The organism is Actinokineospora bangkokensis (genome assembly GCF_001940455.1).
In the GTDB taxonomy this organism is placed as follows: Bacteria; Actinomycetota; Actinomycetes; order Mycobacteriales; family Pseudonocardiaceae; genus Actinokineospora; species Actinokineospora bangkokensis.
Genome location: NZ_MKQR01000017.1, coordinates 285,295 through 296,402, shown reverse-complemented (window position 1 = coordinate 296,402; position 11,108 = coordinate 285,295). Strand labels below are relative to the sequence as shown.

General features: G+C 72.9%; 6 protein-coding genes and 1 pseudogene. 1 reads left to right on the top strand and 6 read right to left on the bottom strand.

Annotated features, from left to right (window positions below):
• The first annotated feature begins 203 nt into the window (after window positions 1–203).
• Window positions 204–1,523, top strand: coding sequence for an FAD-dependent oxidoreductase (locus BJP25_RS18035; RefSeq protein WP_075976207.1), 1,320 nt, complete (start codon window positions 204–206; stop codon window positions 1,521–1,523).
• A 16-nt stretch (window positions 1,524–1,539) separates the two neighbouring features.
• Here the strand turns inward: BJP25_RS18035 and BJP25_RS18030 are convergent, their stop codons facing one another.
• From BJP25_RS18030 to BJP25_RS18005, 6 genes and pseudogenes are all read right to left on the bottom strand, one after another.
• Window positions 1,540–2,361 carry a GNAT family N-acetyltransferase gene (locus BJP25_RS18030; RefSeq protein WP_075976109.1) on the bottom strand — a complete coding sequence of 274 codons (822 nt, stop codon included), beginning with the start codon at window positions 2,359–2,361 and terminating at the stop codon, window positions 1,540–1,542.
• A pseudogene (locus tag BJP25_RS32740) lies at window positions 2,358–2,675 on the bottom strand (hypothetical protein); the annotation flags it as partial. The pseudogene BJP25_RS32740 and the gene BJP25_RS18030, both read right to left, overlap by 4 nt.
• A 374-nt stretch (window positions 2,676–3,049) precedes the next feature.
• Window positions 3,050–4,933 carry a ricin-type beta-trefoil lectin domain protein gene (locus tag BJP25_RS18020; RefSeq protein ID WP_084794135.1) on the bottom strand — a complete coding sequence of 628 codons (1,884 nt, stop codon included), beginning with the start codon at window positions 4,931–4,933 and terminating at the stop codon, window positions 3,050–3,052.
• A gap of 154 nt (window positions 4,934–5,087) precedes the next feature.
• A complete protein-coding gene (locus tag BJP25_RS18015; protein ID WP_075976107.1) occupies window positions 5,088–6,098 on the bottom strand; it encodes a LacI family DNA-binding transcriptional regulator in 1,011 nt (336 codons plus the stop codon).
• A 546-nt stretch (window positions 6,099–6,644) separates the two neighbouring features.
• A complete protein-coding gene (locus BJP25_RS18010) occupies window positions 6,645–7,907 on the bottom strand; it encodes a glycosyltransferase (protein WP_075976106.1) in 1,263 nt (420 codons plus the stop codon).
• A 29-nt stretch (window positions 7,908–7,936) separates the two neighbouring features.
• Entirely contained in the window at window positions 7,937–10,939 is a 3,003-nt protein-coding gene (locus tag BJP25_RS18005) for a non-ribosomal peptide synthetase (protein ID WP_084794134.1), read from the bottom strand.
• Between the last annotated feature and the right edge of the window lie 169 nt (window positions 10,940–11,108).

Here is an 11,108-nt window from a genome sequence, read left to right as displayed (position 1 = left end):
GGCGGGTCCGAATGTCGGGATCGCGGACGAGGCGGGTGTGAGGCCGGTGACGCGGTGGGCTGGGGCACCTGGTCCCACCTGCGGTGATGCGGACGGGTTGCGCGGGTCACAATTTTCTTAGGTAAGGCTTACCTACGATGGTCTGGAGTACCGCCGACCTGACACCGGGAGCCTTCGTGAGCCGTCCGCTGCGTATCGCCGTGGTGGGTGCCGGACCCGCCGGGATCTACACCGTTGACGCGCTCGTGAAGTCCGGGGCCGAGGTGAGCGTGGACCTGTTCGAGCGGATGCCCGCGCCGTTCGGGTTGATCCGGTACGGGGTGGCGCCGGACCACCCCCGGATCAAGGGGATCGTCGACGCGCTGCACAAGGTGCTGGAGAAGCCGGGGGTGCGGCTGTTCGGCAACGTCGACTACGGGCGGGACGTGAAGCTGGAGGAGTTGCGGCAGTTCTACGACGCCGTGGTGTTCTCCACCGGGGCGGTGGAGGACCGGCCGTTGGAGATCCCGGGGATCGGGCTGGACGGCAGCCACGGCGCCGCGGACTTCGTGTCCTGGTACGACGGGCACCCGGACGCGCCGCGGGCGTGGCCGCTGACCGCTCGGTCGGTGGCGGTGCTCGGGGTCGGGAACGTGGCGCTGGACGTGGCCAGGGTGCTGGCCAAGTCGGCCGAGGAGATGCTGGCGACCGAGATCCCGGACAACGTCCACGCCGGGTTGGCCGCCAGCGCGGTGACCGACGTGCACGTGTTCGGCCGCCGCGGTCCGGCGCAGGCGAAGTTCACCCCGCTGGAGCTGCGGGAGCTCGACCACTCGCCCACCGTCGAGGTCGTGGTGGACCCGGAGGACATCGAGTTCGACGAGGGGTCGATCGCCGCGATCCGCGCGTCCAAGCAGGTCGACATGGTGGTCAAGACCCTGCAGGAGTGGGCGATCCGCGACGTCGGCACCCGCCCGCGCAGGCTGCACCTGCACTTCTTCCACGCCCCCACCGCCGTCCTCGGGGCGGACGGCAAGGTCACCGGCCTGCGCACCGAGCGCACCGAGCTGACCGGCGACGGCGATGTGCGCGGCACCGGGGTGTTCCACGACTGGGACGTCCAGGCCGTGTACCGGGCCGTGGGCTACCTGTCCTCGCACCTGGCCGAGCTGCCCTTCGACCACGTCTCCGGCACCGTCCCGCACAGCAAGGGGCGCGTCCTCGACGTCGACGAGGACCTGGTGCCGGGGGTGTACGTCTCCGGCTGGATCAAGCGCGGCCCCATCGGCCTCATCGGCCACACCAAGGGCTGCTCGTCGGAGACCGTCGCGTCGCTGCTCGCCGACGCCCCGACCCTGCGGCCCGCCCCGCACCCCGACCCCTCGGCGGTGCTGTCCTTCCTGCACGACCGCGGCATCGAGTTCACCACCTGGCAGGGGTGGAAGAACCTCGACGCCTACGAGCGCTCCCTGGGTGTGCCGCACGGCCGCGAGCGCATCAAGGTCGTCGAGCGCGAGGAGATGATCCGGGCCTCCCGCGGCTGACCACCGGCCCGCGCCATCACCCCAGGGCCTGCATGGCGGCGGTGGTGGTGCGGGCGGGGCCGGGCGGCAGGTCCGGGCCCAGGAGCATCACATCGCTGGTGAGGCGCAGCTCCAGGCCGTGCGCGCGGGCCCAGGCGTGGACCTCGGGCCGGTGGTCGCCGACGTCGAGGCGCACCACCCCGGTCGTCCCCGCCGCGAGGTCGGACAGCAGGCCCACGCCGATCTCGGGGGTGGCCGCGACCACGGGCCCCAACACGGTCACCCCGGTGCTGGGCCACGTGCCGCCGTAGCCGCCCGGCCCGTCCACCACGCGCAGGTCGTCGCAGAATCCGGGCAGGGCGGCCACGAGGGCAGACCGGGGTGCGCCGAACGCCGCGCGGTCGAGGGCGGCCACATCGTCGAGGTCGGCGCCGGTGCAGGCGCGCGACACCCCGGACTTCGCCACGCCTGTCGGCACGCCGGTGTAGGTGGAGAGGTGGTCGACCGTCCGGAAGCCCATCGACTCGTACAGCGGCCTGCCCATCTCCGTCGCCGTGAGCCACGCGGTCGGCGTGCCCGACCCCGCCAGGACGTGCTCGACCACGCGCCTGCCCAGCCCCCGCCGCTCGTGCGCGCGGGCGACCAGCACCATGCCGACGGCGGTGGCGCGCTCGCCGTACCGGCTGCCCACGGCCACCGCCGCCAGGCCGCCGCCGGGCGCGTCGACGCCGACCACGTGGCCGACCCGGAACAGCAGGCGCCACTTGCGCTCGTCGCGCGCCCAGTCGCGGTCGGCGGTCAGGTCCAGGCACGCCCCCAGGTCGTCGAGGGTGAGGCGGCGGACGTCGGCGGTGCTCACCCCTCCCGGTCCCCCCGCAGCTGCGAGGTGCGCGAGGTCTCCCGCATGGTGGTGTAGACGACCAGCGACACCAGGGCCGTGCCCGCGACGTAGAAGAAGAACACCGGCTCCAGCCCGGCCGATTTGAGCGCCTGGGCGATCAGCTCCGCCGTGCCGCCGAAGATGGCCACGTCGGACAACCTGCCCGCCGGCGGCTGCATCACCGCCGCCACCAGGATCGCCAGGAACAGGATGACCGTGACCTGCCTGCGCGGGATGCCCGCGGTGTTCTCCAGGAACTTCTGGCTGTAGGTGGCGAAGGTGTAGAGGGTGACGTACTGGAAGCTGGAGTAGAACCCGCGCTTCAGACGGTCGGCGTGGCGGCGCCCGTCCTGCTCGTGGTCGCGCGCCTGACGCAGGGCCTGTCGGTCGGCGGCGAGTACGCGACCTCGGCCACCTGCCCTGTCGGAGGTGGCGACGGAGGCCAGGTTGCCGATGGAGCCGCGCAGCACGTTGCCCACCACGCGCCGCTCGCCCACCGCGGTGGCCTCAGCCATGCCCCGACCTCCTGTGGCTGTTCCCGTGTGTGCTTCGAGGAACTATGAGTACCACGGGGGAACGACAGAGGCGGGTCGGCAGCGGTGCCGGTGGTTCGCCCGGCGGAGGTGGCCGGTGCGGCAGGCCGGGGTGGCCTGCCGCACCAGGGGGATCAGTTGGCGGTCCACTTCTGGTTGGCGGCGCCGGTGCAGGTCCAGATCTGGAGGCGGGTGCCGTCGGCCGAGGTGTTGCCCGTGACGTCCGCGCACTTGTCGGCCGCGGGGTTCACGAGGTCGTGCGTGGCGGCGTTGTAGGACCACTGCTGGTTGGGGGTGCCGCCGCAGGCCCAGAGCTGGAGCTGGGCGCCGTCGGCGGTGGACTGGTCCTTGACGTCCAGGCACTTGCCGAGGGCGCGCAGGGTGCCGTCGCCGGGCCGGGTCCAGCTCTGGGCGGCGGAACCGTTGCAGGTGGCGAGCTGCACGGGGGTGCCGTCCGCGCTGGACGCGCCCGCGACGTCGATGCACTTGCCCGCCAGGCCGGTGATGGTGCCACCGGTGCCGCCGGGCGGGGTGCCGGTGCCGGGGGTGCCCGCCCAGGTGAAGGTGGCGGTGGTGTGCGCGGGCAGGGTGTAGGTGAAGGACTGGTTGCCCCAGTTCACCTTCACCGACTGGCCGGAACCGCCCTTGTTGTGGACTATGAGCGCCTTGGAGCCGTCCGGGTTCTTCCACGCCACGTTCTGCACGGTGCTGTTCGCGGTGGAGTCGATGCGGTAGGCGCCGGGCTTGACGAACTTGGTCAGGTGCCCGGTGGTGTAGTACTCGATCGTCTTGTCGACCTGGCCCGCGCGCGACCCTCCCTCCTGGACGGTCACCAGGCCGGTGCAGGTCCCGCACCCGCCGTTGTGCGGCCCCATGTTCTGGTTCAGCGCCAGGCTCCACTTGACGAGGCTGCCGCTCCAGTTGCGGGCGTAGTTGACGATGTCGGCCATGTCCTCGTCGTGCTGGTTGGACACCCAGGTGCCGCCGGAGTGCTCGGTGGAGAACTGCTTGACGGTCGGGAACTGGTTGTGCACCTGGGTGCCCACCGCCGGGTCACCGCCGTAGCCGTGCCAGGCGATGCCGCCGAAGAGGGGGTCGGCGCGCAGGCCCTGGTCCCCGAGGACACCCGCCCCGAAGTTGGCGTAGTCGCCGTAGTTCCAGTCGTGCACGAGCACCTTGGTGTCCAGCCCCGCCGCGCGCAGGGCGGGGAAGACGTGGTTCTTGGTGAACTCCACCAGTCCCGAGGGGTTCCAGCTCATGCCGGGGTAGTTCATCGCCGTGGGGTTGCCCGCCTGGCAGCAGTTGGGCTCGTTCTGCACCGACAGGTACTTGACCGGCACGCCCGCGGCCTTGTAGCGCTGGACGTACTTGGCGAGGTACTGGGCGTAGGTGGGGTAGTGCTCCCACTTGAGCCAGCCCATCTGGTCCATGCGCCCGTTGTCCTTCATCCACCCGGGCGCGCTCCACGGCACGGCCTTCACCGTCAGCTGCGGGTTGAGCGAGCGGGCCTGCTTCGTCAGCGCCAGCACGCCGTCGTCGTAGCCGTTGGTGGCGAAGTCGTTGAGGTCGCAGCAGGTGTCGTCCAGCGACACGTTGCCGGGCCGGGACAGGTCGGAGGCGCCGATCGGGTTGCGCACGAACGACAACCCGATGCCGTCGGTGGGGGAGAACAGCTCGCGCATCACCTGGTCGCGGGTGGCCGCGGAGATGGGCCCGCCGCGGAACAGGTAGGCGGTGGTGTCGGTGATCGACGCGCCGCCGCCCTCGAACTGCTGGTAGGTGGTGCCCTCGTTGACGGTGATGGTGTGCGTGGCGCCCCCGCTGCTGGAGCTGAACTGCAACGGGGTCTGCTGCTGAAGACCGCGGGTGACGGCCCGGCCGCCCCCGTCGGAGGTGGTGGTGAGCCAGAGGTTGACCTGCTCGCCCGCCGCGAGGGCGGGCGGCGAGGCGATCAGGGTGGCGGCGGCGCAGGCGGCGGCGAGGCCCGCGCCGAGCAGGGCGCGGTGGTGCAGGGGCACCGCGGTCTCCTCTCACGACGTCCGGGTTGGGACAGACCCGGGATCCTTTGAGTAACAAGTGAAACAAACCTGGAACGGAGCTGAGAAATCACAGAAACACAGCGGGGGGTCGGTGTCAACCCTCCACCGCCGCCCCGGTCGCCCGGTGAACCGGTCACCCCCGCGCGGGCCCGGTCGACCCGCGCACCATCAGGTCGGTGGCCAGCTCCACGTGCGTGGCCTCCAGCTCGTGCCGCCGCAGCAGCCGCACCAGCAGCGTCACCGCCATCCGCCCCATCTCCTGCAGCGGCTGCCGCACCGTGGTCAGCCCCGGCGTCGTCGCCCGGCTCAGGTCCAGGTCGTCGAACCCCGCCACGGACACGTCCCCCGGCACGTCCAACCCCCGCTCCCGCGCCGCCTTGAGCGCCCCCACAGCCATCTTGTCGTTGAACGCCACCAGCGCCGTCGGCCGCTCCCCGAGGTCCAGCAGCTCCCCCGCCGCCCGCCGCCCCCACTCCTCCGTCGGTTCCGGCACGTGCCGCACCAGCTCCGGCGCCCCCAACACCCCCACGTCCGCCAGCGCCGCGGCGTACCCCGCCAACCGCCCGTCGCTCGCCAACCACTCCCGCGGCCCGCCCAGCACCCCCACCCGCCGGTGCCCCAACCCCACCACGTGCGCCATGAGCTTGCGCGCCCCCGCGAAGTGCGCCGCCGACACCGACACCACGTCCCGCGGCAGCTCCACCCGCGGGTCGACCACCACCAGCGGCACCTCCGCCGCCCGCAGGACGTCGAGCGCTTCCGCGGGCTCGGGCGGGAGCACGAGGATGGCCCCGCTGGTCCCCGGCCTGCCCGCGAGCCGTGAGAGGGCGGGCGCGCTCTGGCTGGACACCCCGGAGTCCAACACCACTTCCAGGTCGTGCAGCGCGAGCGTTTCCGCGATGGAGGTGACGACGAGGCCGAAGTAGTCGGTGAGCAGGTAGGGGCAGCGGACGTAGACCGAGCCCGGGGAGGGGTGGGTGGCGCGGGGTTGGGGGGCGTTGGAGCCCAGCTCGCGGAGGGCTTGCAGGACGCGGTCCCGAGTGTGGGTGGCGACGTTGGCCTGGCCGTTGAGCACGCGGGACACCGTGGCGATGGACATGCCGGTGGCCGCCGCCACCTCGCGGACCGTGGCTCGCTTCTCCATGCTGCCCCTCTCCTGGGTGTTTCAGGATGTTACAGGAGAGGGGGTGCTGCTCGCCTTCGGCTTCGGGCGTTGAGTGCCGGTCGTTCGGTGGCGGGCTCGATGCGGTGGACCTGTTTGGGTGGGGCCCCTACGGCGATCATGAGCTGAGAGAGCGGGAAAAGCTGGGGCCAAAAGAGCCCCGCTCAACCCGGACAGGGTAGCTCATGATCGCCTTCCCCACCCAAACAAGTCCACCGCATCGAGCACCCCCGTAGCCGGGCCGCCGGTTAGCGGGTGGTTGCTTTGTGAGCAAAGCAAAAGCAGCGCACCCACCTACGGATCCGGCGGCCCGGCTACGGCCCTGCTCGATGTGGTGGTTGTGCTTGACCGGGGGAGGCGATCATGTGCTACCCACGGCGGGGGGTGGGGCCGCAGGCCTCACCTTTTCCCCACCCCGAGCACATGATCGCCGCAGGGGCCCCGGTCAAGCGCAACCACCACATCGAGCCAGCAAACAAACGACCGGGCTCTTCCCACCGCCGAAGCCGAAGGCGAGGCGGGGCAATCTCACCCAGCAGCAACCCCCAGCACATCCTCCACAACGCGCAGCACGACCCCAGCCCCGTCCTCTGCCCGCACCTGCTCCGCCACGTCCAGCGCCCGAGCCCGGTAGCGACCGTCCTCCAGCACCACCCGCAGCGCCGCCGCCAGGTTCTCCGCGTCCAGTTCGTCGGCCGGGATCGGACCCGGGCTCACGCCGAGCAGCCGCAACCGCTCCGACCAGAAGGCCTGGTCCACGATGGCGGGCACCGGTACCGAGGGCACGCCCGCGCGCAGCAGCGCGGCGGCTGTGCCCGCCCCACCGTGGTGCACCGCAGCGGCCAACTGCGGGAACAGCCAGTCGTACGGCACGTTCCCGATGGACAGCACGTCGTCGTCGAGGGCCTCCAGCCCAGCCCAGCCCGCTTGCACGATGCCCCGCACGCCCGCGGTGCGCAGGGCGGTGGCCACCACCTCGCTGAGGTTGTCGGCGTTCTTGGGCATGTTGCTGCCGAAGCTCACCAGGACCGGAGGGGGGCCCGCGGCGAGGAAGTCGAGCAGGTCGGGGGGCGGGGCCCAGCCGGAGGGGCGTTCGGGCCACCAGTAGCCGGTGACCTGCATGCCGGGGCGCCATTCGCGGGAGCGGGGGACGACCAGGGGGCTGACGCCGTGGAGGACGGGCCAGTCCTTGCGCTTCCACTCGCGCAGGAGGCCGGTGGCGGTGACGGGGGGCAGGCCGAGGCGGGTGCGCAGTTCGTTGGTGGGCTTGCCGAGCATGCGGGAGAAGCCGACGGTCATGGCCCAGGACGCGGCCTTGTTGAGGGGGCGGCCGAGGGACTTGGCCGACATCAGGGGTGGGGGGAAGTCGGCGGCGGGGAGGGTGGGGACCAGGGTGGTGCAGATGCTGGGCACGCCCAGGGACTCCGCGACGTGGTAGCCGTTGATGGAGGTGCCGGAGAGGATGAACAGGTCGGTCTCGGCGCGGAGCATGGCCTCCTCGATGCCCGCGTTGTAGAGGCGGACCTCGTCCTGCATGAGCTTGAGGAACTTGAACAGCCCGCCCGCGCCCTGGCCGTTGCTCTGCCACTCGCGGCCCTCGTCGGTGTTGCTGACGTCGCGGGGGTCGCCCGCGACCAGGCTGAACCCCAGGCCCGCGTCGCGGATCAGGCGCTCGTGCAGGGCGTGGGTGGCGACGGTGACGTCGTGGCCCGCGTCGCGCAGGCGCACGCCCAGGCCGGTGAACGGCGCCACGTCCCCGGTGGACCCGATGGCGATGACGTGCAGCTTCATGTGCCTTCCTCTTCCTGGCGCTGGGGGTGTCAGGCGTGCGTGCTGACCGGGCTGGCGGAGCGCACCAGGTCGGCCACCCGCCGGACGCTGGGGTCGCGGGTGATCTCGGCGATGCGGGCGGTGAAGGCCTCCTCGGCCTCGGGCGCGACGAGCGCCCCGGCGACCGCGCCGACCATCGCCAGCAGGGTGAGCGAGGTGCCGCCCAGGTGGTGGAAGTCGGTCTCCCGGTCGATCCGGTCGGCCTCGACGCCGAGCACGTCGGCCCAGATGGCGCGCACCGCCAGCTCCACCTCGTCGGTGACCCCGGCGGGCCCGGCCTGCTGCTCGGCGCCCGGGGGCACCGGCAGCCGCTTGGCGTCGACCTTGCCGTTGACCGACAGCGGGATGTCGTCGACCAGCTGCATCGTCGCCGGGACCATGTATTCCGGCAGCCGGGCGCACAGGTACGCGGTCAGCTCGGTGGGCTCGGGCACCGGGCCGCCCGCGGCGGGCACCGCGTAGGCGGCGAGCACCTTGGCCGCGCCGCGGCTGCGCACCACCACCGTCGCCCGGCCAACGCCGGGGTGGCGCTCAAGGGTCTGCGACACCTCGGTGGGCTCCACCCGGTGCCCCAGGATCTTGACCTGGTCGTCGATGCGCCCGGTGACCTCCAGCTCGCCGGAGGGCAGCAGCCGGGCGATGTCGCCGGTGCGGTAGACGCGGCGGCCGTCGGCCAGCCGGGTGAAGCGGGCGCGGGTCAGGTCCGGGCGGCCGCGGTAGCCGCGGGCCAGCTGCACCCCGCCCAGGTACAGCTCGCCGGGCTCGCCGGGCTCGACGAACCGGCCGTCGGGGTCGAGCAGGAACGCGGTGGTGTTGTACCCGGGGTTGCCGATGGGCACCACCGGGCCGGTGTCGGCGTCGGGGTCGAAGTCGTGGCTGGTGACGCCGATGGTGGCCTCGGCGGGCCCGTAGTGGTTGGCGACCCGGCAGCCGGGGCCGAACAGCTCGCGCGCCCGCAGCGCCACCGAGCGGCGGAACTGCTCGCCGATGACGATGAGCACCCGCACCGCGTCCGAGGACAGGTCGAGCCTGCTGATCAGGTCCAGGTGCGAGGGGGTGAGCGCGATGACGTTGGCACCGGCGTCCAGCACCTCCTGCAGCGCCAGGTGGTTCAGCTCCTCGCGCATCACCAGCAGCGCGCCGCCGCGCACCAGCGGCACCACCAGGGAGATGCCGGAGACGTCGAACGACAGCGACACCAGCAGCGGCAACCGGCTGGTGGCGTCCACGCCGTACTCGTCGGCGCACCACTCGGCGTAGTTGGCCAGCGCGTCGTGCGGCACCTCCACGCCCTTGGGCTGGCCGGTGGAGCCGGAGGTGTAGATGACGTAGGCCAGGTCCGCCGCGGCGGGCACCACCGCGGGCACGGGCTCCTGCGGTGCGTGCGGCAGCTCGTCGAGGATCACCACCCCGCACCCCTCGGGCACCTCCAGGCCCAGGTCGTGCGGTCGCTGCGCCAGGCACACCGGGGCGCCCGCGCTGCCCAGCAACCACTTCACCCGCTCCGCCGGGTGCTTGGCGTCCAGCGGCAGGTAGGCCGCGCCCGCCTTCATGACCCCCCACACCGCGACGACGGCGAGCACCGACCGGTCGGCCAGCACGCCCACCACCGAGCCGGGGCCGACGCCGCGCGCCAGCAGCGCCTCGGTCACCGCGTCGGAGCGGCGGTCCAGCTCGGCGTAGGACAGGTCCTCGGTGCGGGAGCTGACGGCCGGCGCGTGCGGGGTGCGGGCCACCTGGTCGCGGAACTGCTCGACCACCGTGCGGGCGTCGCGCAGCTCGCGGTCGGTGTCGTTGCCCGCCCACTCGCGCAGCTCGCGCGGCGACAGCGCCTCCACCACCGCGTCCAGCAGCTCGTCGGCCAGCTCGTCGGACCCGCCCGCCCACCAGCCCAGGGTCAGCTCGGTGTGCCCGCCGCTCTCGACGATGTCCAGCTCCAGCGCGCTGCCGGGGGCCGGGGTGGTGAGGGTGAGCACCGACAGCGCCTCGAAGGTGGGCGTGCTGCACTCGGCCAGCTCGAAGCGGCCGAGGTGGGTCAGCGTGCCGGTGGCCAGGTGCCCGCGCTTGGCGGCCAGCTTCTCCAGCCCGTCCATCGCCCCGCGCATCACCGGGATGGGCAGCCGCTGGCCGAAGGTGTCGGGCAGCACCACCATCTCCTGCTTGCGCCGCAGCACGTCGAGCAGGTCGGTGTAGACGGCCTGCCAGTCCCCGCCCGCCTCGGCGTCGACGGTGACGATCTTGGAGAAGTTCGCCGTCGAGCGGATCGAGCGGTCGTGGCGGCGCATGTCCACCGAGACGCCGAAGCGGCTGCGCGGCAACCCGGTCGCGTCCGCCACCGCCTGCGCGACCTTGGCCGTCACCGCCGGGAACGTGCCGTCGACGGTGCGCCGCCGCCACAGCACCCCGGTGCGCCGCTGCGGCATCGGCACCGGCGGCGGCCACTCGCGCGCGAGTTCGCCGGGCCGCTCCACCGGCCCGGCGGCGCGCACCAGGTCGAGGTAGGTGGCGGTGGAGTCGGCGGGCTCGACGGCCTCGCCGCGCAGCGCCCGGAACACCGCGGCCGCCCACAGCGCGCAGCCGCCCGCGTCCATCACCGCGTGGTCGGCCCGGAACACCAGGCCGGGGCGGGCCCCGGTGAGCAGCAGCACCTCGCACGTGGTGCCCTTCGGCCCGGCGGGCAGCCCGCGCAGCTCGGGCAGGCCCTCGAAGGTGGTGCGGTCCAGCGCGTCGCCGTCGACGGCGACGACGGCGGGGACCGGGCCGGTGGCCTCCCAGCGGCCGCCGCGGCGGCGCAACCTGGTGCCGGGGCAGGCCTGCGCGGCGACCCGCACCGCGGCCCGCACCTGTTCCGGGTCGAGCACCCCCGTGCCCTCGACGACGAGTTGGACGACGGCCTCCCGCCCGCGCGGGTAGGCCAGGAACCACCGCTCCACCGGCAGCACGGGGCGCTGGAACGCGGGGGTGGCGACGGGATCGACCTGCGTGCTGGACAAGGCAACATCCTTCCGCTACACGGCGACCGCACCGGGCTGGGTGGGCGTGGCTGACGCTAGTGGCGCCGCGGTGGCTCCCCGTCGCGCTCGGATCACTTCTAGTGAGTCACCCGGGGGGCCTAGGCGGTCGTGGTCTGAAAGGCTCAACTCGGCGCTGTGACCTGCGCCG